Here is a 23,627-nt window from a genome sequence, read left to right as displayed (position 1 = left end):
TTCGAAATATATAAGTAAACCTGATATAAAATCGCAAAATAGCGATTTTGTTGTTAAAAAATTAACAATTTACTCTTAACTTTTGAATAAAAGTGTTATTTTTTCGGATCGTGCTTCACTTGGTTGACCAAAAGACGATTGTACTCTTCAAGTATTTTGATGTACTTATCCTTCCAATAGCTGCTGCTGCCCTCTGGGTTGTCTTCAGTGTCTTCACTGTGATTTTTTGGTGGAACAATCACCTTTTGGAATTCATCTTCTGTAAATAATTCCGGAAATTCCTCTGAAAAGTCATGTTTTAAGGCGCAACCTATGCGGAAAATGATTTCGGGCTTTAAGCTCTTTTGGTTGAACCAATTATAAATGGATCTTCTATTAACATTTGTTAAGCGAGCTAGTTCGCTTATACTGTAACCATTACGCCTAATGATACGTTCAATAATGTGGCCATAATGTTTATCCATAGCTATTTGCATTAGGTAATATGTTTTTTAGGTTGGTTTTAATATAATTACTTTGTTTTGTTTCTAAAATTTTTTATGTTTATACTAGCGAAAGGCTCTCTTGTGAAATATTTACTTTGGCAATTAAGGCACAATTGAATTGCTTGAGAAGCATTACAACTGATTTCCCTTTTACAGTAATAATTTCTCCTTGCCAATCTGATAGAATGCCTTCCACTACCTTTATCTTATCGCCTACGGTTACTTGTTCAAGTGAAATTGATTCTAAGTCTTCATAGCCTATGTCTAACAAATCCTTTATTCTTTGTATCTCTTGAGCTGTAATATTTGCCGGTTTGTCACAATGAGATACTATACTTACTACCCCAGATATTCGAGATATCTTAGATTGTTCGGTGTGATCTACTTGCGCAAATACATAAGAATTAAATAAGGGGATCTCAACTATTTTATTTCGATCAGCCCAACGTTTCTTTGTTTTTATTAATGGACAAAATGCTTCAATACCCTGTTGTTGAATTAGGTAATTGACCTTTTTTTCCCATTTCGGACGAGTATATATAGCAATCCATTTTTTTTTCGTATTATCCATAATAGTAGGGCGTTAAGGCACACATGCTGATTCTTTTTCCTCGGATATTCTTATTATTAAACTTATGTATGTTCGGGAAAAGGCAGACTCTAATTTTGTCCCAATAAATAATATATCTTATCCAGGATTAGATATAAAATTAGTCAAATTTAGATGGTTAATTGATCTTTTTAGGTCGTTTCTGTTGTTTTGTTGAACATTTTATGGCTAAATGAGAAGTTTAGGGGCTTTGTGCTCGCTATAGCACAAAGATATGTGAAGGGAGGTGTTTTTGACTTATATATGGTTCATTTACAGCATTATTTCACACAATGCTATTCTCGTTAATATACATTTTGTCTACAAAATTATTGTGCGTATTCTTTTTTAGCTTAGTGTAACTTATACTTGCACTCAAACTGCATGGATTAAACCATATTAAAATAATACGTCGTTATGTACATGGTTCAACGTTTAAGGAGAAAAGACAGAAGATTAGTTGATGTAATATGCGAATCCTTAAAAACAGCTTATGATCCCTCCATCTCTCGATTTTTTGTTCATCAGGACATTGGGTATAAGAAATTTTTTTCCTCTATTTTAGATCATCCCTCGTACGCAACTTATTACTCTTACGACTCAATATCAGGTGAGCTGCATGGCTTCGCTTGTTTCCAGATAATAGATAATATTATTTTTTTGAAACATATTGTAGTTGATAATAGACTTAGAGGAAGCAAAATAGGTACTAAGCTTTTATATCACGCGCTTCACGAAATACAAGAAGCAAATAAAGAACAATGTACTTTGTTTCAGTTACATGTATTTGAGAAGAATAGCAAAGCCTTAAGCTGGTATTTAAGTATTGGTATGGAAATAATAGATTGCACTTATTGGTACGATCTCTTACCAACCATAAAGCCTCTACTTGTTAACGCTGGAAATATGGGGACACAATTGAGCTTTTCGCAGGATACATTTGGTTTTGTTCAGATAAGCTATGAAAATCAATTTATAGGAACGCTATTAGCCGAAAAAACATTAATTATAAAAAATCCGAAGATATTAGAACATCTGGCACTTTTAGCGCCATTTGTTCGGCAAAATAATATAGAATCACTTGGTTTCACAAGTGATATTGCTTATGATTTTGATCTGGTTGATAAGGCCCTACTTATGAGCACAGCTATCCACACCATGGAGTTGGTGTAAGTCTTTTAAATGCTTTTTCACATCAATTACAGGGTTTTTTGTGTCGTTCCGTGTTAAACTGTATAACAATTTACATTATTTCGTTTTTCTGCTCTATTTATTATCAGAATAGTTTCTGAGCGTGTTTTTTACTCCTGATTTGATAATCTTTGCATCAACATTAGTGAAAACTTGTTTAAAATGATAAGCTATAGTTTTCTCTTTTGAAAAAAACTACTGTAAGTGGAGTGGCGAAGCTTTATCTTATTTAATAAATAACAAGGAATATCTCTAAAATCAAAATCAGCGATACTGACATATGATTCAAGTTACAAAACCCTTTATGCCTCCATTGGATGAATATATCTCCTATGTTAAAGATATATGGAGCAGACAATGGCTTACAAATAATGGCCCTTTGGTTAACCATTTAGAGCTTAGGCTGAAAGAATACCTGAATGTTAAGCATATGGTGTTCGTAAACAATGGGACTATCGCACTTCAAATGGCGATAAAGGCACTTGGATTAGAGGGAGAGGTAATTACAACACCATTTTCATTTGTGGCGACAACAAGTACTCTTGTTTGGGAAGGATGTAGACCAGTATTCGTAGATGTAGACCCTACTACACTAAATATTGACCCTGATAAAATTGAACAGGCAATCACTTCTAAAACAACCGGAATTTTAGCTACACATGTCTATGGAAATCCGTGCGATATCGATAAAATACAAGCTATTGCTGAAAAGCACCATTTAAAAGTTATCTATGATGCAGCTCATTGTTTTGGTACCTTATATAAAGGACAGTCGGTTTTTAACTATGGTGACATCAGTACGCTAAGCCTTCATGCAACAAAAGTATTCCATACGATAGAAGGAGGAGCTATATTTTCTTCATCAGCTGAATTACTTCGGAAAATCGCTTATATACGTAATTTTGGTTTCAGTAATGTCGATGAAATCAGCGAATTAGGTATTAACGGTAAAAATTCAGAATTCCATGCGGCAATGGGTTTAGCAAATTTGCCTTATATAGATGAGATTAATCAATACAGAAAGGAACTATATACTTACTACGATGAAAAATTGAGCTCGCTTGCCATAAGTAAAATAAAGATCAATTCCGACTCTTCTTTTAACTTTGCTTATTACCCAATAATTTTTGATTCTGAAGAAGGTTTATTAAAAAGTTTGAATGAACTAAATTTAAACAGAATTTATCCGAGAAGGTATTTCTACCCTTCGTTAGCAACACTTCCATATCTTGATACGTATGAAACACCTATTACAAATGATATAGCTAAAAGAGTTATGTGTTTACCCTTGTATCATGGTTTGTCTTTTGAAGAAGTAGATTTTGTATGTAGAATATTATTAAGAGTTCAGAACAATTAAATATTAAAGGATAGAAAATGAAAAGAGCATAATTAACGCAGAGAACTAAAACAAACATAGTATTTACCCATTGGAGACTTCACCGATCTCCATACAGCATGAATGATATGAATTTACATTTACTCCATGATGAAAAATTTTTTGACCCTTTTGCCGAAAAATTGGAATCACTAGGCTTGCTTGACAATAACGTTTTTGTAATCAAAGAATGTGGGCCTTTGAAGTTCATCCGGCGTACTGATCTCGTATTCGGAAGACTATGCGACACAGAACTATTAGGAGATGTAAGTAGGTATAAAAAAGTATTTATTCACTCTTTTTCATTTGAAATGTATAGATGGGTACATCAACATACTTTTCAAGAATTAAATTGGATGATTTGGGGAAAAGAACTCTATGAGTCAGAGCTTGTAGACTTCAAATTATATGAACCGTATACAAAGAGAATTGTGCGGAAGATAAGGAATACGCGTATAACCTTAGCCTTATATTATAGAAGAGCAGAAAATTATCTGATGAATATTGATGTGAAAAAAATATATAATAAAATAGATAATGTATTGACATGGATTGAACCCGAATATAATTATGCTGTTAAGCATATTAAAGGGCTTAATGCTAAACACAAAGAGTTTGCCTATACATTTGAGCATGATGTGAAAATGTTAATCGATAAATTCAATACTGAACAGTTTTATATTAATGCTGCATCAAAAAATCTACGCTTTATTATAGGCAATTCTGGCGCATCAGCTAACAATCATTTAGACGCTCTCCATGCGATTGCAAAAATAAACTTTGGAGAAGTTATGATGCCAGTTAGTTATGGAGATCAAAAATATATACTGCTACTTAAACAGGAAGTTCTCAGTACATATGGAGCTAAACATATTACTTATGCAGATAAATTTTTGAATTTTGGCCAGTACTTAGATTTTTTTAATCGATACGATGTTTTCGTAAGCAACTCGCTACGACCGATAGGTATGGGGAATATTTGGATGGCGTTCTTATTAGGGAAATTGGTTTTTATGAATCCCAATAATCTGGTGTTTTCTTATCTAAAATCGTTAGGCCTCGATGTGTATGGTTTAGACACTATTAATCAGATTGCGACTATAGTAAAGGATGTTGACCTGGAAATGAATAAGAAAATTGCATCTAACTTTCTTGCGACAGAAAGAATCGATGAGCTTTACGCAGGTTTATTTGGGAAAAGTGTGGAAGCTTTAGAATTATGTTGAGCTATGGAGCTGCGTTAAAAATAATTTTTATAATAATTTACTACTATGATGAAAATAACATGCAATAAGGCTTGTAGCCTTTTATTATTAATGTTTGGCATTGCTGTCCTAACTTCGTGTGGCAGCTCTAAGAGATTAAAGTATTTTCAAGATATGCCACAAGTAAAAACAGGAACAGAATTCCAAAGTGTACCTTTTGAAGAAGTAGCTATTAGGCCAGATGATATCTTAAATATTAGAGTGAACACCGTTGATGTAGAGGCTTCTGCTGCAATTAATGATGGTAATAGTGCAATTCCTAGCAGAGGAATAGGAATAGGGGGAAGTAATAATATCAACACTCAACTAGTAACAGGTTATTTGGTAGGACAGGATGGTACAGTTGAACTTCCGGTTCTAGGTACGATAACAGTAGCGGGTTCTACCTTGTCTGAAGCGAAGGAAAAAATCAGAGAAGTAACGATGAAATATTTTAAAGAAGCAACAGTGAATGTGCGCTTTTCTAATTTCAGGGTATCGGTACTTGGAGATGTTTCAAGACCTGGTACTTATGTAGTGCCTAACCAACAGGTTTCAATATTAGACGCAATTAGCTTTTCGGGAGATCTAACGGTATACGGAAAAAGAAATAATGTGATGTTAATCCGTAAAGACGATACAGGAAAGTCAATTGCAGTGAAAATGGATTTAACATCAAAGGAATTGTTTAACTCACCGTACTTCTACCTTAGACAAAACGATCTTGTTTACGTTGAACCTTCGAGCGCTAAAATTCAAAATGCTGATACTTCAATAGTAAGGTATCTTGGTTTGCTTGCGTCGCTCGTTTCGGTAGGTATTTTAGTGTTTAGATAAGGTTAATACTATTTTAACTATAAGTGATTTTATATGAGATCTTTAGCTGAAAAAGAAAAAGATAAAAGCCTTAAAGCTTTTATGGCTAATATGTTGAAACACTGGTATGTATTTATCGTTTGTTTCCTTGTCTTTATTGCATTGGCATTCGTTTATTTAAAACGAACTACCCCGCAGTATGAGATTAAGAGCACAATTATGTTAAAAGATGAGAAGGGAATGTCGGAAAACAAGGCAGTGACCTCATTTGCGAACGATAATGGTTTGTCTTTTCTACTCAATCCGAGTGAGAATGTGATGAACGAGATTAAGGTTTTGACGTCTAGGAGACTAGCAAAAGAAGTGGTGCAGCAACTAAAGTTAAATATTGTTGTAGCTACTCAAAATGGACTGAGAGTTGAGGAAATTTATGGAGATCTTCCTTTTGATATTAATATCGCAAATGCTAAAACCGATTCTATTAAAGAAAGGCAATTTGAATTGGAGTTTTTGGATGGAAATCAAATTCGGGTAAAAAATGACGTTGAGGATCTCGACACAAAGAAATTGGTTAAGGAAAAGATCAACACAAGTCAATTTGATCTTTTGATTCAACCTCTTGGTGATAAGATTCCTGTTGGAAACAAATATTATGTTACTGTTATTTCAGAAAATGAAGCTGCCAATAGACTTTTAAATAATTGTAGTGCTGAACTAACAGATAAAACAGCAACAACAGTAAACCTCCAGTTTTATTATCCAAATGCGAGAAGGGGAGAGTTAATACTGCAAACATTGATGGACCGTTATATTCTTAATAATCAGGATCAAAAAATACGAATGGCCGATAGTGCCCTTGTATTTATTGATCAGCGTCTAGAGTCCGTTGCAGGAGAGCTGCAAGGAGTAGAACTAGGTCTTGAAAAATTTAGAAGCAGCAATCAAATTACAGATTTGACCGAGCAGTCTAAAATGCTTGTAGGGAATGCAAGTGAATATTATAATAGGTTAAAAGATCAAGAGATACAATTGAAAAGTATCAAAAATTTAGAAACTTTTGTTAAGGATCCTGCTAACAACCGGATACCTAGCTCAATGAATATTCAAAATGCTTCTTTTCAATCATCTTTGCAACAATATAATGCTCTTCTATTAGAGTACGAAAAAAAGAAATTATCCTATACTGATTCAAATCCTGTGCTTATTAATTTGAAAAATCAAATCGATGCAGAACGAAGTAATCTTCTTCAAAATATAGGAACCTATAAAAGAGAGCTTCAAGTAAGTAGTGAAGGCATAGGTAATCTGAATAAACGATTTAACAATCAGATTGGCCAAGTGCCAGGTAAAGAAAGACAGTTTGTTGAATTTAGTAGACAACAAGCGTTAAAACAACAACTTTATGTTTACCTTTTACAAAAACGGGAAGAAGCAAATATTGCTAGAAATGCAAATGTTCAATCTGCGAGGATTGTAGATTTTGCGAAAAGCAGTAATTCTCCGGTAAAGCCATTGCCCATAATTATTTACATGATGGGGGGAATTTTGGGGTTAATTATTCCATTTAGCTTCCTTAATGCTAAAGAATTACTTCGCACAAAGGTGAACTCGGAATCGGATATCGGCAAATATACAGACATTGAGGTTATAGGTAAAATCAGTCATAACTCGCAAGATAACCAGCTTGTGATAGGTAATAACCAACCAAACTCTATTGTTTCCGAGGGTTTTAGAAGTTTAAGAGCTAACTTATATTATGCATTACAATCGCGTCCCTCAAATGTTGTAATGGTTACTTCGACAATTAAAGGGGAAGGAAAGACATTTATGACTGTTAATTTAGGCAAAGCACTGTCTTTAACAGGTAAAAAGGTTGTCTTTGTGGAGCTCGATTTACGCAAACCCAAACTGGCTTCCTCGTTAGGACTGTCGGAAAACATAATTGGTTTTACCGACGTTGTCCAAAATCGCGTAAGTCTAAAAGATGCTATTGTACCTTGCGATGATAATTGTTATTTACTTGCTGCGGGAACTTATTCGGATAATCCTTCAGAATTATTGCTTGATGAACGCGTCGAGGGGATATTTAAAGAATTAAGAGAAAATTACGATTACATAATCGTTGATTCACCCCCCGTTGGACTAGTTTCTGATGCATTAATCATTAAACAATATGTTGAAATGACGGTATATGTGGTACGTCACAACTATACAAAGAAGGAGCAATTTGATTTTATTAACGAACTGCGGGATAAAAACAAACTATCTGAGATGTATTTAGTAGTTAATGACGTAAATTTCCGTGACCCAGGGTATTTTGCATATGGCTATGGCTACGGCTATGATTATGAAGATCAGGGAGGGAGAAAATGGTTAAGGAAAAAGAATAAATAATAGCGGTTAAAATCATCATCATGCAAATTCAAGGAGAATATTCGTTTGTACAACCGGCACCTGTAACGGTTTTTTTTAAGCGTTATATAAACGCCATGGCGATTTTTTTCCCTATTGCTTCCTTTCTTGTAATTCCATCTGTACAGGGAACTACTATTGTTACTGTGATGGCGGGGTTACTCTTTGCGATGTTAATTGCGTTGCCGGCAGGTATTAATAAATGGTTGCTTCTTAAGGAGCTGGCTGTTTTCTTGGCAATATTTCTCGTCTTTAGTGTAACCTCGCAATTTATAAACCTCGTCTATGAGATAAGACTAGATGAAAGTTTAGTGCTGGTTAACAGGGGAAGTTTTCTGGATTATTTTTATCGGACATCGCACATTACCCAATCGCTTTATCTCTTGTTTGCGATATTAATTTATCTGTTCATAAAATATTATTCTGATGAATCATTGATCAAATATATATATTGGGGTATTAGGTTGCTTTGTTTTTATGGTATCTATGAAGTATTGTTTTTCCTAATAATGGGGCATACAGGAGACTTTATAGTAAATAGAAAATTCGGTGACGTAGATGCCTCTTTTTCCCAAAAAGTTGTTGTCGCTGGTTTGCATATATTGAGAATGAAAAGCTATACCGGTGAGCCATCAATGTTTACTTTCACAGTATTTCCTTTTTGGGCCTTAACTTATGTCTTAAACCGGAAGTTTGATAAATTTTTAACATTTGGGTGTTTGGCGTTAACGTTTTCCACAACTGCTTATTTCGCTATGGGTATGTTTCATACGTTGTGGTTTCTTTATAAAGGTAAATATAAACAGGTAATTTATGTTTTTGCCTTCATATTTATCTTATTAGCGATGTCTCAATTAGATGCTTTTAGAGATAAAATTGCAGGTATTTATGAATTCGTCTTTGGAAATAAAATATCTGGAAATAGCAGCTCAAGTCAAAGCCGCGGAGGTAATATTGCTACCCATATTGCTTATTGGACCAAACTAAATGGGTGGAGTAAAATTTTTGGAATAGGTTTTGGATATATTAGATCTACAGATTTTTTTACCACACTTCTCGTAAATAACGGCTTACTTGGCTTACTAGTGTTTTCTGGTTTTTTCTTTAAGAGTTTTAAACTCGGACTTACTAACAAGGATTTGAAATTTTGTTATTTCACTGGCATGATTTTACTATTCTTTATACTAATGGCAACCGTTCCAGAATTCGCATACCCTTCTATGTGGATTTACTTAGCGCTAGGTTATGTGTGGAAGAATGCTGAGAAAATGCAAACGTATGAAAAGTAACTATCTCGTTGGGTTGATTTTTTCCATGCTTGTTCATCTTTTAATTTTTGAACGAAGCAGCTGTCAAGAAATATACACCAAGCACAACTTTACCTGGGGAATAAATGGGCATCCTTTTACGCAGCATCAATACAGGTTTTCCACTTGGAATGATCAGATTAATTTGCTTGATGATTTAGGCATGGATAGCTATCGAATAGATCTACCTCTGATTAATACGGGAGTTGCGAAAAATGAAAAATTGATTCTCGATTTCTTTAAGCGCTTAAAAGCGATTCATGTTAAACCAATGCCCGTTGTATTCCCAAAAGAGAACATGGATATTACGGATTCAATCGGTTCATACAAATCTTTCTTTAATCAAGGTGAAATTTTTGCGACGCGTTACGGAGAGTTTATTGATGTAATGGAAATCGGTAATGAATGGGACGTAAGAGTGATGAAAAAGGGGAAACCCGTAGATGGGACAAAAAGAGAGCACTTTAATTTGGAAGAAAGTAAAAAGGTGATGTGGATTTTAGCAGGCTTTATAGATGGGGTTAAATCAGTCAAACCATCAATGAAAATAAGTTTGTCAGTGGTTTGGACTCATCTGTATTATCTTGAATTACTGAAACACTATCAGATTAAATACGATATTATTGGCTACCATTGGTACTCAAATATGGGGAATATTACCAACGTTCGAAAACCTTATGGTGATATTCTGTCTAAAGTTAAATATCTGTATAATAAAGAGATATGGATTACCGAATTTAACACCCATCAAGGAACACGAAAGAAAACTTTCAAGGAACAAGACGAGTATATAAAAGAAACACTTAATCAATTACTAAAACAAGGTATTATAAAAGGGTTCTTCATATATGAGTTGTTTGACCAGGCAGCATTGAAGGGCAAATATCCATCGGAAGTTTCATTTGGTATTACTTACTTAGATGGAGGGCATTATGAAAAGAAGCCTGTTTACAATACTTATAAAGAAATTATAAGAGAATTTAAAGCTTCCAAGATTAAATAAATATTCAAAATTTATATAATGACAATTTATATTAACGGTAAATTCCTTTCGCAGAGAATTACTGGCGTACAGCGCTATGGCCTTGAAATCACGAAGGCACTAATAGACCAGGGTGCTAATGTAAAAGTTATTATTCCAAGCTACCTAGAAGTTTCAAAAGTTGATTTACCAAGTAATCTATTAATCAGTATTGGAAATACTAAGAATTCAATTATTTGGGAACAGATTAGCTTGCCTAATTATTTAAAAAACAAAAAAGAATATGTGTTATTGAGTTTATGTAATATAGGAACATTATTCAACAAAAATCAATTGATATGTGTGCATGATGTTGCTTTTTTAAAGAAGGAGAAGTGGTTTAAATGGTCATTCAGGCAATATTATAAATTTATGATTCCAAAATTGGTTGCCGGGTCGAGAGGGGTCATCACTGTTAGTGAATTTTCTAAAAAGGAGATTTCCGAAAAATTGTCAGTAAATCTATCCGAGATTTCTGTAATCTACAATGCACCGGCTGATCAATTTATGTCTTCTCAGTTTTATGAACTGCAAAATGAAAAATCCGATTATTTTTTGTTTGTCGGTTCAAGAGATCCACGAAAGAATCTCCATTTACTTTTAGGGCTTTTCGCTTTAAAGGAATTTGATAAGCAACGATTAATTGTCGTTGGAGGCAATTCGAAGTCTTTTAATCAAATGGACTTAGTAGACCTTCCCAATGTGGAGTTTAAAAGCGGATGTAATGATAAAGAACTGGCGCATTTATATCGTAGTGCGAAAGCGCTTATTAATCCGTCTTTATACGAAGGATTTGGTTTGCCTCTCATAGAAGCGATGGCCAGTGGATGTGCATTGATTCTTTCCGATATAGAAGTGTTTAAAGAGGTAGTAGGAAAGGGTGCTACTTATTTCGATCCGAGCTCTATAGATTCCATATCTGTGGCAATGCGAAATTTTCTGAAACTGCCAGAAGAAACGAAAAAACAGCAGATACAGCAAAACTATATCAGAAGCAAAGATTTTACCTGGGAAAAATCGTCTCGGAAGCTACTTGATTTTATCAACTCAATCTAATTTTCTTGCTATTCCAATAAGTATATGACGACACAAAAAGTTTATGTTAATGCTAGATTTTTGACGCAAAAGCTAACAGGGGTACAGCGGTTTGCCATCGAGATCTCGATTATACTTCATGAGATGTTGGGTGATGCTGTTATTTTTTTAGCGCCAGATGAAACGATAGAAAAAGCCAATTTTCCCAGAACAATTCCGGTTTTAAAAATAGGAAGGAATAAAGGTCATATATGGGAGCAAATTGATCTTCCGCTTTATTTGAGGAAACAAAAAAAACCGTTATTAATAAATTTATGTAATGCTGCACCCGTCTTGTATGCTAACAAGTTGTCTACTATACATGATATTGCCTTTTTAAAATACCCTGGCACTTATTCTAAAAGTTTCTTGATGTTGTATAGATTTATGATTCCTAGAATTATTGCTTCTTCAGAACACACATTTACGGTAAGTGAGTTTTCAAAAGAAGAGATGATGCGCTACTATGCAAAAGAATTGCTCGGAAAAGATATCTCTGTCATTTACAATGCTGTGGATGACGAATTTAAATCTGTTGTTGATCATGATTTACAATCTACACCGTATCTAGTCGCTGTTTCATCGCTAAATGAAAGGAAAAATCTTCATGCGGTGTTAGAATCTTTTGTAAATCTTGGTGATGAATTTAATGATACACATTTATACATCATAGGAGATTTGAAAAGTGATAGTTTTAAAACATTGAATTTTGATCGTTATAAAGCTAATCCAAGAATAAAATTCTTGGGCAGAGTAAATGATGCCTCACTTATTCGGTACTATAGTAATGCCAAGGCGTTTATATATCCTTCTCTATACGAGGGGTTTGGAATCCCACCTCTGGAAGCCCAAAAATGTGGCTGTCCTGTGATAGTTTCGAATGTTTCCTCACTTCCTGAAGTTTTTCAAGAAAGCGCTTTGTATTGTGACCCTTACTCGATAGCATCCTTAAAAAATGCAATAGAAGAAATCTTGACGAATCATGATCGCAGAAACATATTAATAGAAAAGGGTTACAAGAATGTACAAAGGTTCTCATGGCCCTCTAGCGGTGAAAAAGTGATTGAGGTATTGAAGAAATACTTATAATTAGTTTAAAGAATAAACCTCCCACTGACTATTTATTCATTAAATAATAAAAAAATGAAAAAAGCATTGATACATGACTGGCTGGACAAGTTCGGCGGAGCAGAACGAGTTTTATCTGCAATCGCAGAGATTATGGACTTTGATTATTATTATGCATACGTAAATAAGATGGATCGCGCAGATATAAAGAGAGTATTTGGAGAGTCCACTATAGAGATACACGAATCCAAAATGTTAAGAGGATTCAAGTCAGCATTCAGATATTTAATGCCTTTTTTTCCATTTATTGTGAAAAAGTTTAATCAGCAAACACGAAACAATAAAGTTGATTTGGTGATAAGTTCTTCCTGGGCACTTTCTAAATCCTATCGTATTGGAGATGAAATACATATTTGTTATTTACAAGCAAGAAATTTTAAATATGTTTGGGAAGAAGCTGACCAATATTTTCGCGGACCTCTGAAAGTTTTATCCTTTATAAAGCCGCTACTACGTAAATTTGACTTAGACGGGGGAAGTAACCCGGACTATTTAGTAGCAAATTCGTATTTTGTTCAAAAGTGGGTCAAAGAAAAATATGGTCGGGATAGTGTTGTTATTTACCCGGCTGTTGATGTGGAAGATTTCTTTATTTCGGAAGAGAAAGAAGATTATTATGTTACTGTTGGCCGTTTAGAACCATATAAAAGATTTGATATTATTGTTGATGCATTTGCTAAAAATGGCAAAAAGCTACTTGTGATTGGCGATGGTTCACAGATGAAGGAATTAAAGGATGGATCAGCCAGTAATGTTACCTTTTTGGGCTATAAAACGAAAGACGATATTAAACATATTTTAAGCAAAGCGAAAGCATTTGTTTTTTCAGGAGTAGAAGATTTTGGTATTGCTATAGTAGAAGCACTTGCTTCCGGGGTTCCGGTAATTGCATTTAGGGGAGGGGCTAGTGAAGAGCTAATCAATACTCAAAATGGTATATTATATGATAAGCAGAGCGTCGATTCTTTAAATCAAACAATAATGAAATTTGCGTTGGAATTAGATGGCAAATTAGATCCCAGAGTTATAAAAGAATCTGCAAATAAATTTTCGAAACAAAGATTTCAAAAGGAATTTTTAGGATTTGTTAATTCTGTAGCTCCTCAAACAGATAGTCGTATTAAACTCCTTACAAACCATCTCTAAGTTTTGAGGTAGCTAAATGCAGATGTATTTTTGACCCAAAATCATATAGCTTGTTAAATCAAAAATGAGAATAGCTTTATTTAATACTTTTTATTCACCTAGATTTGTGGGTGGCGCAGAAGTTTCGGTTCAACTTCTTGCAGAGGGTTTAGTAAAAGAAGGCCATACCGTTTATGTATTTACAATTGGCGATGCGGATGAGAAAGATTTAATCAATGGTGTAGAGATTATTCGTTTAAAACACCGCAACATATTTTCTCCATACATGCCTAAAAAGCATAATAAAATAATTAGTAGCATCTGGTTAATGCTTGACTCTTTTAACCCTTTTTTTCATAAGAAACTGGCTAGAATCTTAAAGGAAATCCAACCTAATATTGTTCATACTAATAACGTTTTAGGTTTTTCTCCAACTATTTGGCGGACGTTCAAAACATTGAAATTACCTCTAGTACATACTATGCGTGATTATTACTTGTTGTGTCATAAATGTAATATGTTTAATAATGGTAAGAATTGTGAACAGCTTTGTAAGCCGTGTGCGATGACCCATCAACTTAAAAAACCACTTGTTAAGATTCCGGATGTATTGATTGGTGTAAGTAATTTCATCTTAGGAAAGCATGAGCAGATAATAAAACTTTCTTCTCATCAAAAGACAAAAGTAATTTACAATGCTGTTAATATTCCTTCCTATCAAAATAGTAAACCTATGGCATCTGATGAGATAGTATTGGGCTATATGGGTAGGATATCCACCGATAAAGGATTGGATTATATGGTAGAACAATTGTTAAATCTAAATACCAAACAACAGAAACAAGTGAAACTCTTGATGGCAGGAAAAGGGGAACCAGATTATATAGCACAATTAGAACTGAAGCTTCGCAATGTAAAGCATTTATTTGTTGGTGTTGTAAGTCCCCAAGAATTTTATAAGAGTATTGATGTAACAATTGTACCTTCACTTTGGCAGGAACCCTTTGGAAGAGTTGTAATAGAATCGTTGGCACATAGCACTCCAGTAATTTTATCAAATAATGGTGGGTTAAGTGAACTTCATCGTGAAAATTGTACTTGGTTGTTTACGCCACAACAAAAAGAATTGTTAGAGGTAGTTCGCGAAATATTAGATAATCCGGAGGTTATTAATCAGAAGAGGCATCATGCAAGAAAATACGCAACAGGATTCAGCGTAGAACACAACGTCAAACAATACTTATCAGTCTACCAAGAACTCATTAATTCATAGTTGTGTTATTATGGATAGAGTAATAAAAAAGGGTAACTCTTTGCTACCCTTTTTTGACAGTGATTGAAATGATTATTTATTGTAAATATTATTTTGCGTATTCTTTTGCGGTAAACTGTGTATATGGAGTGATCCACTTATAAATACCGAAACGACCTTCTTGACCTGATATATATGGTTGATCTAACATCTCGTAAATCATAACAGCTTGTACTTGAGGATTGTTCTTGCATTTTGCAATAAAGGAATCTAAGAATCTTTTTGCCTCAGCTTCCGAATTAGTACCGCTATAATTCCTGTATCCTACCTCTGTGAACCAGATAGGCTTAGTGAGTTTTTGGTTCAAAAGTTTGGTAATGTCATCAATACCATAATCATTTTTTAATGTTTTTTCCTGATCTTGGTACCAGTGATAACCAGCAATGTCATATTTAACCCCATACTCATCTAATAAGGTTAAGAAACGATAGTGTAGCCAGCTTACATTAATAATCGTTTTCGCAGAAGGATAAACCGCTTTCACTGCATTATTCATACCTCTTAAGTAAGAGGCAATCGTGCGAAATTTAGGTATATCGTAGTCTGTCTTTTTATTTCCTACATGGAGTCTTGATTTGATGCAATCGTTGTCAAATTCGTTTCCCAGTTCAAAGTACTTATATTTTGCTCCATATCGCTTAATAAATTTGAGTGTATAATGATACGCTTGCCAATAGGCTTCTTTTTCTGAATGATTGATGTCAAAAGTTTTAGAAGGTATAATGGGCAATATATTAATGCCTGCAGCTTTTGCAGCATTAGTAATATCAAAAAGCCGATTCTCCCAATTGACGATCGACGTTACAGAGCTTACAGGCAAATCGACCCGATAAATGTTCATTGCATTTTTCTTTAAAATATCGACTTGTGCCGGAGCTCTTAGATCTGTATAAGCCCTTTGATTTACAGGGTGACCGTTTATACCATAATAGAGTGCACCAGATCTGGAAAACCTTGCTGTGGATACTACTTCAGACTTGACTAAATCTTCTACATTTTTTTCTTCAAGGAGTTCTTCTTTTGAGCAAGAAGTGATTAATAGCGTAGTAAGTGCGGCTACGCATAAAATTAGCTTGTTCTTTTTCATTTAATAAGAAAGTAAGGTAATACACAACGAAAGACATAAAAGTGCGAGACTTGGTTGATTGTTCTTTCCCCTTTTTATACATCGTTGTTTTTACGGTTGGATTTTAAAATGCTCAATCACTGTCATGATTGATTGATAACGATAAATTACTAAGGTAGTAATGCTTATTTAGTGTTGTTCTGACATTCAAAGGTAGAGATTTTTTTTTTTTAAACAAATTTGAAGCATTTGTACAGTATTAATATAAGGATGTTTCTAAGATTTATAAGAATATTTTTGGCTTTTCTCGTATTTACATAGACCTTGCTCAATTTTTTACAAAAACTGCTACATATATGCCTAAGGATGGACTTATAGCCGTTTTTAGTAATAACTTTGTTCTGTTTGAAAAAGAGAAGTTTGTGATTGGTTTAAAAATTAAATGTTTTGTGCTTGTCAAATTTTGTTTAACGTAAAATATATTTTTTAAATTCTTTAAGCCATTTTTAGAAACAAATGAATATAACTTCTACAACACCGTCATATTATAAGATACTATCTATCGAGAATAGAGATGCTTGGAATTATTATGTTAAAAATTCGTCCTCCTTTGACTTTTATCATACGCATCAATATCATATTATAGATGATTCACAAGGAACACCAGAAATGTTTGTCTACGAACATTTGAATAATTTTGTGGCTATTCCATTTCTCAAAAGAAAAATAGAAAATACCAGTTATTATGACTGTACTTCAGTATACGGTTACACAGGACCTCTGTCTAATCTCAACTTTACAGAGCTTTCTTCAGAATTTTGTGACAATTTTTTCGTAAACTTTCAAACATACTTACGTATTCAAAAGATAGTTTCTTTTTTTTGCGTGCTCCATCCGTTGTTTAATCAATACTTATTTTTAAGGAGAACAGATGCTTTGTCTAGAATAGGTTTCTCGGTTGCCGTTGATTTACGGCAGACTTTAGAAGAACAAAGGTCGAAATACAGAAGGCAGATCCGTTCGAAAATTAATCAATTGAGGGAAAAGGGGTTTGAGGTTACGCTGGCCCGCTCTAAAGAGCAATTAGTAGAGTTTTCACAGGTTTATGAGGAAAATATGACTAAAGTTGGTGCGTCAAACCGTTATTATTTTGGTAATCAATATTTTGAGAATTTTATGAGTGCTACCGACTATAAGACTGAACTGTTATTGGCTTATTATAAGGGTAGAATGGCTGCGGGAGCAATGGTTACTTTTGCAAATAATATTATGCAATTGCATCTCGCCGGAACAAGAAATGAATTTTTATTGGATTCTCCTATGAAGTTAATATTTGATGAAGCCTGTTTACTAGGAAGGGCGAACAACATGCATTTCATGCATTTGGGAAGCGGTATTGGGGGAAAGGAAGACTCATTATTTCACTTTAAAAAAGGTTTTTCGGAAAACCTGTTTGATTTTACCGTTTGGAAATTTATAGCTAACAAACAAGTATACAACGAGCTTGTCCAGGAAAAATTGGCAGGTAAGGAAGTCTCTGAAACCGCTTTTTTCCCCTTGTATCGATTTATTTGATATTTCTTTTACTACATCTATCTCTATATTACTATGAAAACACGTTATCTATATTTATTAATATTTATTTTAGCTGTTAGTGATTTATTCATTGTTAACCTTGTTTATTTATTGACTTTTAATTTTTTGGCCGATGGCCGAGCACAACTAAAAGGAATCTATATGGATGGGTTGGTGGTCAGTAATCTGGTTTGGTTGGTTTCTTCATTTTTATGTAAACTCTATACCGAAAAAACAGTTAGAAGGATCGATTATATCTATTCAACTACTCTAAGAAGCTTCTTACTGCATTTTGCGTGTTTTGCATGTTATATTGCATTTTTCAAGGAGAGAGCGATCTCACGTGAATTTTTATTAATAATGTATGGCGGAATATTACTAAGCCTCTTTGTTAGCAGATTTGTAGGAACACTTTTTGAAAATAGATTATTACGTTATTTTAAAGCGAGTAAGCCCGTAGCAGTACTAGGAATGAATAAGATGGGACTACGTTTGGCTGCCTTTTTCGAGCAAAAAAAGAATCAATATGAATTTAATGGGTTCTTGGATGATCACGAACATTTAAGCATTAGCGAGGATGGTAGATTATTGCCTTTAGTTTGCCGACAAATTGAGGTTGCTGCTAAAAGCGGAATACAAGAAGTATATGTTCCACTTTCACCCGAAAACATGGTAAATGCAAATATGCTATTAAGGGAAGGTGAGCGGCAATGTGTGCGAATGAAATTTGTGCCAGATTTGACAGGTACCCTTGTTACACCTTTTAAGCTAAGTTATATGGAAGAATTTCCCGTAATTAGCATGCGTCATGATCCTTTAGAAGAGATAGAGAACAGATTCAAAAAGCGAATATTTGATATAATTTTTAGCTTGCTTGTAATTGTTTTTGTGCTAAGTTGGCTTTATCCGATAATAGGAATCATTATAAAGTTACAAAGCCCGGGCCCAATACTTTTTAAACAAAAAAGAGATGGACGTAATAACCAGACCTTCTATTGTTATAAATTTAGAAGTATGAAAATGAATAGTGAAAGTGATAGCAAACAGGCAACCAAGGATGATGACCGCATAACGGCTATAGGCAAGTTTATACGGAGAACAAGTTTGGATGAATTACCTCAATTTTTTAATGTACTTCTAGGGGATATGAGTGTGGTGGGACCAAGACCGCATATACTTTCAATGACAAAACAATATCGCGAAATTATTGATCAATATATGGTGCGTCATTTCCTCAAGTCGGGTATTACTGGATGGGCTCAAGTTAATGGTTTAAGAGGGGAAACAAAAGACCCCGAACTGATGCGTAAAAGAGTAGAACATGATGTGTGGTATTTGGAGAATTGGTCAATCATGTTAGATCTACGCATAGTTATCCAAACGGTGATAAATATGATTAGAGGAGAAGAAAATGCATATTAATAATATGTTAGCAAATATAAAATAAGTAGATTTCAGATCTTTTATTTTTTTATATTGTATTCGTTTAATAATTATCCAACTCACAGTTAAAGAATATGTCTGTTCTAATTCTATTTTAACAGGCCGAAGGAGATAATAGGTTGTAAAGAGCTAATAATATTAGTTTTATATAAGGTGTTTTAGTATTACCTTCGTTATTCTAGTTATCCCCTATTTATTATAACCACTTCATGAAGACGATGTTTAAGAATAAAACATGCCTTCCATCCATCTACTAATATTGCGATGGAAATTTCTTCATATAGTGAATGTGTCTGAGGAAATCAAATGGTAGTCAGAAATAGGTGAGAAAGTGGTGAATAGCTTCTAAATAAAAAACTTAGATGGGTATACTATAACATTTGTACCAAGCGTCTTTGCCATTAACGTTTAACCAAAATCACTTGGCAGTTTTTTAAGTATAATTTTAAGAAAGCTATCTACAGTTAATTAATAATGATTTAATAATGTGTACAATAGTAATATCCTATATCAAATATTATACTCCTTAACAAATGCTATTATCTTTTCGTTTAATGAATGTTTTCATCCTACATAAAAAGGCAAAAAAATCGACCATAATATATAGTCGATTTTTTTATACCTGAAAAGACGAAATTAATCTCTACACGGACAATGTAATTCAATTGTCCCTTCTCGACTCGACGCAGTATAAACCTGTCCGTCCTTTGTATATTGAAGATCTGAACCTTTGGTGTCTACAATGTGCCAATTCATAATTGTATTGGTATAGCTAGTAACTTCATACTTGTCAATTTTATTTGCACCCCAAGTTATGACCACAAAATCTTTTTTGTTTTCTCTGATCAATTCCCAAGACCCATAGTAAGACGGGGTGTGGTCCACTTTATCGATCCTCCAGACTCTATGGTCTTCTTGAAATTTGTACTGGATTGTTGTTTTTTTCGGCTCATCGTAAACAGTTTTCTGTTCATATGCAACACTTCCATCACTGTTCTTATATAGATAATTCTCAGTAACGGTATTCCACAAAGTGCTAACAATCGCTTTATCAATAGGTTTAGGTATTTCAATGCCTGGATCTTTTGTTTTTTCACAGGCACTTAGAATAAGTACCATTATAGGTAAAAGTAAAATACGTTTTGACATAATAGATGTTTTAGAATAAATTGTTAAATAGTTTGATATCTTGGCCAAATTTCGGAAGAAAGCAATAAGAAAAAGGGCTTTTAAAGGGATTGTATAAGGAAATAGGAAATGTTGAGCAAAGGGTGAGCTTAAAATGAGGCAAGCTTGTTGAGACTTGTCTAGTTAGAGTAAATCGGAACTAAAAGAGACACCGGGCAAGATGATGAGGTATATAGGTTTCCGTATTAGGATAATCTAAGTCGGCGCTAAAAGCATTGTACACACCGCTTTAGGGAAACAATGATATTAATTAAAAGGTTAATTTTTATTTCAATACTAAAGTAATTTTTTCGTTAATTTACATTTGAGCAATTGTGTCATTTTAACCAAGTCAAGATTCATTTTTAGCAGGCTCATATAGCGAATAATTTTTTATATTCGAATAATGATGCTCATCAAAGCGAATACCTGCTAAATTTGGAATGGCTTTTGTTATTTAGGGGGCGTTAGATGCTAAAATATTTTATTAATTGGATACATTATGAAAGGAACTATAGGTATAGTGGATGATCAACAATTGTTTTTAAAGACAGTTGGAATGTTTGTAGACACTTTTCCTGATTTTCAAGTTGTTCTCTATGCGACCGATGGGCAAGATTTACTTACACGATTACGGGCTATTAAAAGCCCCCCAGATATTCTATTAATTGATGTTAACATGCCTTTCATGGAAGGAGCCGAATTAGTTGCAAAAATCAAGGAGGCTTATCCAAGTATAAAGATGGCGGCCTTGTCGATGATGGATGATTCACAGAATGTAATTAAAATGATAAAAGCCGGATGTTGCGCTTACCTATTAAAGAATATGAATCCCAATGATTTGGAGGTTGCACTAAAAGAGATTATGGTGAGAGGTTATTACAATACACATGTAACAAATATTGTATATCATGAATTATTTTCTAAACAGCCGATTGATTTAAAAGATAGAGAACGTGAGTTTTTAGAATTGGCATGTAGCGATCTAACATACCAGCAAATTGCGGATAAGATGTTTTTATCAATAAAAACTGTTGATGGGTATAGAGCAGCGTTATTCGAGAAATTTCAGGTAAAAAGTAGGGTGGGGTTGGTGTTAGAAGCAATCAGGCAGAACCTCATTTCTGTATAATATTGCTTAATATATATGAAAAAACAGGAAATATCCTGTTTTTTTTTGTGCTTTTTCCTCTAGTAAATTCGCTGTTTGTCACGTTTCTTTGTGTAATTATTTGAAATACTACCAGCTAAATGAGAAAAACAATGGATAAGCACTACGGCGAAATTATTGAGCGGACGATAAGGCGAAACGGTTATAGTATTAGCGAACTTGCTCGGCTAACTAAAGTAAATAGAAGATCTATTTACAATTGGTTTAATCAACCAAAATTTAAACCAGATATCATCTTTAAAATCGGTTGCGCTCTTAAGCACGATTTTTCTGTTGAATTTCCGGAATTATTCTCTACTGAGGATTTTCAACGTGCATTTGCAAATAGTAAGCTGATAAATACCGAAATCTTAGTAGAAGAAATAGAAAAAATAAATTACTGGAAGGATAAGTATATCGGCCTGTTGGAGGAGTATAATCATATGCTATCGTTGAGATCTATTAATAAACTCAGTTTATTAGTACCGTCTAACTAATAATCTAAGTAAAACGAACCGAATCATTTACTGGTGTCGGTTTGTTTTATTACAACAGCGTTCTTTGTCAACTTAAACTGATTACCTGTTTATGGAGCTAACCTGACCTATGAGCTTGTCTAATGAATGCAAGATGTCATACATACTTAACACTTCTGAGCGGATTGTTAATGTAGGAGGTAGAGGGACCTCACTATGCATGATTGCCACGTTCGTTGAATCTTTTGGTGTTGAAATTGTCAAAGGATCATTTTGGGTACTTGCTTTTTCTTTTAAATGGTTAATGTTGAGGGTGCTTTCAATGCCAGAATTAGCAGGATGTTCTTCTTCTACTCTAGCTATATACCCGTTTGAAAAAATTTCAATAGACATAAAAACATTTTTATATGTACCATCATACACACCTTCAATAGAACTTCGCTTATCTTCAGCATACATTGTTCTATAAAAACCAAGTTGTATTAAGCCGTCTCTAATATTGCTCATAAAATTATCTGTTAACATCGGGCTAAAAATACCTCTATAATTATGCCATAGTTGATTTTGACATTTCGAATTGTTTTATATCCTTATACGGCAATAGGGTGAGGGCCCTTTATGATACAAATAAATTAAAAATAAATTAAATTTTGTCTGTTTTTCGTGCGTAAGGATGATTTGTTACAATTAACACATAAAATAATGTTTGGAGAAAATTCTTCAATAATTTATAGTATTAAAATATATATTAAGATGCGTACTATGTTGAATTCATCATACTTATTGTTTATGTTTGGATACATGAAATTACAAAGTGCTGGCAATGAAATAGTTTTTGTTTTTCCAACGCATATTTCATGAAAGGCTTAAGAATAAAACAAAAAGCAGGGAAGTCTTTTATCGAATTAGATCCGTTAAATGATGATCATGTTAGGAAGAATCACTTATTAACTTCGATAAGTGAGTGGTCTGGTGAGGGGGAAAAGTCGTGTAACATCTATTTAAATGTTGAACAGACTAAAGAACTTTTTGAATATTTAAGAAGATATTTAGATGAAAAGAATGAGGTGCTTGCGCTGCATAGGGAAGGTGTGATAGAACAGAAAAAGATTTTAAAGAGTGTTTATCAGGAAACAAAAAATAGTGGTAAAGTTACTTACCAACATTTAACTGATTTAAGTAAAATCGGCGCACCTATTATTGCGTTGTTGGCGAAAGATTTCCATGTTCCGGCCAGTGAAGTACTTTTTATTGCTAAAAATAACCCATTACCTTTTGCCTTGTTAAATAAGCATTATAAAGTATGTTGGGAATCAGTTCTAACAGAGCCCATACCTATAAATATTTTGGTGTGATTGTTGTACCCTTTGTGAAAAAATAAAACCTAATTAACGTATTTAACTAAAACCAATGGGTTCTAATTTTAAAGGCGCTTTAATATTAATTGCCGATGACAATGAGATAAACAGATTGATTTTTTCAAAAATGATTGAAGTATCTTTTCCAGAAATTACTACAATAGAAGCCTCTAATGGCCAAATTGCTTTTACAACATGTTTAGATAAAAAACCAGCATTAATTCTAATGGATTTACATATGCCCGTTTTAAACGGGTATGAGGCTACAAAAAAAATAAGAAGGACGGAAGGTTTTAGGGAGGTTCCTATT

At 33.7% G+C, this 23,627-nt stretch carries 22 protein-coding genes; 17 read left to right on the top strand and 5 right to left on the bottom strand.

Translation table 11 applies throughout. The features are described from left to right. Window positions 1-95: 95 nt before the first annotated feature. Window positions 96-464 (bottom strand): helix-turn-helix domain-containing protein, encoded by a 369-nt coding sequence (locus BMY50_RS26470; protein ID WP_093332546.1) that lies wholly within the window; start codon window positions 462-464, stop codon window positions 96-98. Window positions 465-543: 79 nt separating this feature from the next. Further along, window positions 544-1,056 (bottom strand): UpxY family transcription antiterminator, encoded by a 513-nt coding sequence (locus BMY50_RS26465; protein WP_093332500.1) that lies wholly within the window; start codon window positions 1,054-1,056, stop codon window positions 544-546. 435 nt (window positions 1,057-1,491) lie between these two features. Here BMY50_RS26465 and BMY50_RS26460 point away from each other — a divergent pair, with 435 nt between their 5' ends. From BMY50_RS26460 to BMY50_RS26410, 11 genes are all read left to right on the top strand, one after another. Next, on the top strand, window positions 1,492-2,247 hold the full coding sequence (locus tag BMY50_RS26460; protein WP_093332499.1) for a GNAT family N-acetyltransferase: 756 nt from the start codon (window positions 1,492-1,494) through the stop codon (window positions 2,245-2,247). 298 nt (window positions 2,248-2,545) lie between these two features. After that, window positions 2,546-3,625: a DegT/DnrJ/EryC1/StrS family aminotransferase gene (locus BMY50_RS26455; protein WP_093332498.1), complete on the top strand. Its 1,080-nt coding sequence runs from the start codon at window positions 2,546-2,548 to the stop codon at window positions 3,623-3,625. Between the two features lie 107 nt (window positions 3,626-3,732). Further along, window positions 3,733-4,869 (top strand): TDP-N-acetylfucosamine:lipid II N-acetylfucosaminyltransferase, encoded by a 1,137-nt coding sequence (locus BMY50_RS26450; protein ID WP_162276682.1) that lies wholly within the window; start codon window positions 3,733-3,735, stop codon window positions 4,867-4,869. Window positions 4,870-5,022: 153 nt separating this feature from the next. Then, window positions 5,023-5,724, top strand: a complete 702-nt coding sequence (locus BMY50_RS26445) for a polysaccharide biosynthesis/export family protein (protein WP_162276681.1) — start codon at window positions 5,023-5,025, stop codon at window positions 5,722-5,724. A gap of 33 nt (window positions 5,725-5,757) precedes the next feature. After that, window positions 5,758-8,097, top strand: a complete 2,340-nt coding sequence (locus tag BMY50_RS26440; protein ID WP_093332487.1) for a GumC family protein — start codon at window positions 5,758-5,760, stop codon at window positions 8,095-8,097. A 20-nt stretch (window positions 8,098-8,117) separates the two neighbouring features. After that, window positions 8,118-9,404: a hypothetical protein gene (locus BMY50_RS26435; RefSeq protein WP_093332485.1), complete on the top strand. Its 1,287-nt coding sequence runs from the start codon at window positions 8,118-8,120 to the stop codon at window positions 9,402-9,404. Further along, window positions 9,394-10,425 carry a glycosyl hydrolase gene (locus BMY50_RS26430; RefSeq protein WP_162276680.1) on the top strand — a complete coding sequence of 344 codons (1,032 nt, stop codon included), beginning with the start codon at window positions 9,394-9,396 and terminating at the stop codon, window positions 10,423-10,425. The genes BMY50_RS26435 and BMY50_RS26430 overlap by 11 nt, the downstream gene beginning before the upstream one ends. A gap of 18 nt (window positions 10,426-10,443) precedes the next feature. After that, window positions 10,444-11,499, top strand: coding sequence for a glycosyltransferase family 4 protein (locus tag BMY50_RS26425; RefSeq protein ID WP_093332466.1), 1,056 nt, complete (start codon window positions 10,444-10,446; stop codon window positions 11,497-11,499). A 24-nt stretch (window positions 11,500-11,523) separates the two neighbouring features. Then, a complete protein-coding gene (locus BMY50_RS26420) occupies window positions 11,524-12,606 on the top strand; it encodes a glycosyltransferase family 4 protein (protein ID WP_093332464.1) in 1,083 nt (360 codons plus the stop codon). 54 nt (window positions 12,607-12,660) lie between these two features. Continuing rightward, window positions 12,661-13,791 (top strand): glycosyltransferase, encoded by a 1,131-nt coding sequence (locus tag BMY50_RS26415; protein WP_093332457.1) that lies wholly within the window; start codon window positions 12,661-12,663, stop codon window positions 13,789-13,791. 64 nt (window positions 13,792-13,855) lie between these two features. Continuing rightward, window positions 13,856-15,043: a glycosyltransferase family 4 protein gene (locus BMY50_RS26410; RefSeq protein ID WP_093332455.1), complete on the top strand. Its 1,188-nt coding sequence runs from the start codon at window positions 13,856-13,858 to the stop codon at window positions 15,041-15,043. Window positions 15,044-15,131: 88 nt separating this feature from the next. Here BMY50_RS26410 and BMY50_RS26405 read toward each other — a convergent pair whose 3' ends face one another. After that, on the bottom strand, window positions 15,132-16,169 hold the full coding sequence (locus BMY50_RS26405; protein WP_093332453.1) for a glycosyl hydrolase 53 family protein: 1,038 nt from the start codon (window positions 16,167-16,169) through the stop codon (window positions 15,132-15,134). A 495-nt stretch (window positions 16,170-16,664) separates the two neighbouring features. On the opposite strand from BMY50_RS26405, the gene BMY50_RS26400 reads away from it, so the two are divergent. Together BMY50_RS26400 and BMY50_RS26395 are read left to right on the top strand one after the other, a co-directional pair. Next, a complete protein-coding gene (locus BMY50_RS26400; protein WP_093332451.1) occupies window positions 16,665-17,723 on the top strand; it encodes a GNAT family N-acetyltransferase in 1,059 nt (352 codons plus the stop codon). A 33-nt stretch (window positions 17,724-17,756) separates the two neighbouring features. After that, window positions 17,757-19,145, top strand: coding sequence for an undecaprenyl-phosphate glucose phosphotransferase (locus BMY50_RS26395; RefSeq protein WP_093332447.1), 1,389 nt, complete (start codon window positions 17,757-17,759; stop codon window positions 19,143-19,145). Between the two features lie 657 nt (window positions 19,146-19,802). Here the strand turns inward: BMY50_RS26395 and BMY50_RS26390 are convergent. Then, entirely contained in the window at window positions 19,803-20,315 is a 513-nt protein-coding gene (locus tag BMY50_RS26390) for a hypothetical protein (protein WP_139202338.1), read from the bottom strand. Between the two features lie 520 nt (window positions 20,316-20,835). On the opposite strand from BMY50_RS26390, the gene BMY50_RS26385 reads away from it, so the two are divergent. Both BMY50_RS26385 and BMY50_RS26380 read left to right on the top strand, forming a co-directional pair. Next, window positions 20,836-21,465, top strand: coding sequence for a response regulator transcription factor (locus BMY50_RS26385; RefSeq protein WP_093332440.1), 630 nt, complete (start codon window positions 20,836-20,838; stop codon window positions 21,463-21,465). Between the two features lie 131 nt (window positions 21,466-21,596). Then, window positions 21,597-21,980: a helix-turn-helix domain-containing protein gene (locus tag BMY50_RS26380; RefSeq protein ID WP_093332539.1), complete on the top strand. Its 384-nt coding sequence runs from the start codon at window positions 21,597-21,599 to the stop codon at window positions 21,978-21,980. Window positions 21,981-22,061: 81 nt separating this feature from the next. Here BMY50_RS26380 and BMY50_RS26375 read toward each other — a convergent pair whose 3' ends face one another. Next, on the bottom strand, window positions 22,062-22,466 hold the full coding sequence (locus BMY50_RS26375; RefSeq protein ID WP_139202337.1) for a hypothetical protein: 405 nt from the start codon (window positions 22,464-22,466) through the stop codon (window positions 22,062-22,064). Window positions 22,467-22,816: 350 nt separating this feature from the next. Between BMY50_RS26375 and BMY50_RS26370 the strand changes: the two genes are divergently transcribed. Together BMY50_RS26370 and BMY50_RS26365 are read left to right on the top strand one after the other, a co-directional pair. Further along, window positions 22,817-23,314 (top strand): hypothetical protein, encoded by a 498-nt coding sequence (locus BMY50_RS26370; protein ID WP_093332435.1) that lies wholly within the window; start codon window positions 22,817-22,819, stop codon window positions 23,312-23,314. Window positions 23,315-23,369: 55 nt separating this feature from the next. Beyond that, on the top strand, window positions 23,370-23,627 hold a 258-nt coding region (locus BMY50_RS26365), incomplete at its 3' end, for a response regulator (RefSeq protein ID WP_202907949.1).

Origin of the sequence: Olivibacter domesticus (assembly GCF_900109575.1) — a bacterium.
GTDB classification, from domain to species: domain Bacteria; phylum Bacteroidota; class Bacteroidia; order Sphingobacteriales; family Sphingobacteriaceae; genus Olivibacter; species Olivibacter domesticus.
This window is presented reverse-complemented; position numbering and strand designations above follow the sequence as displayed.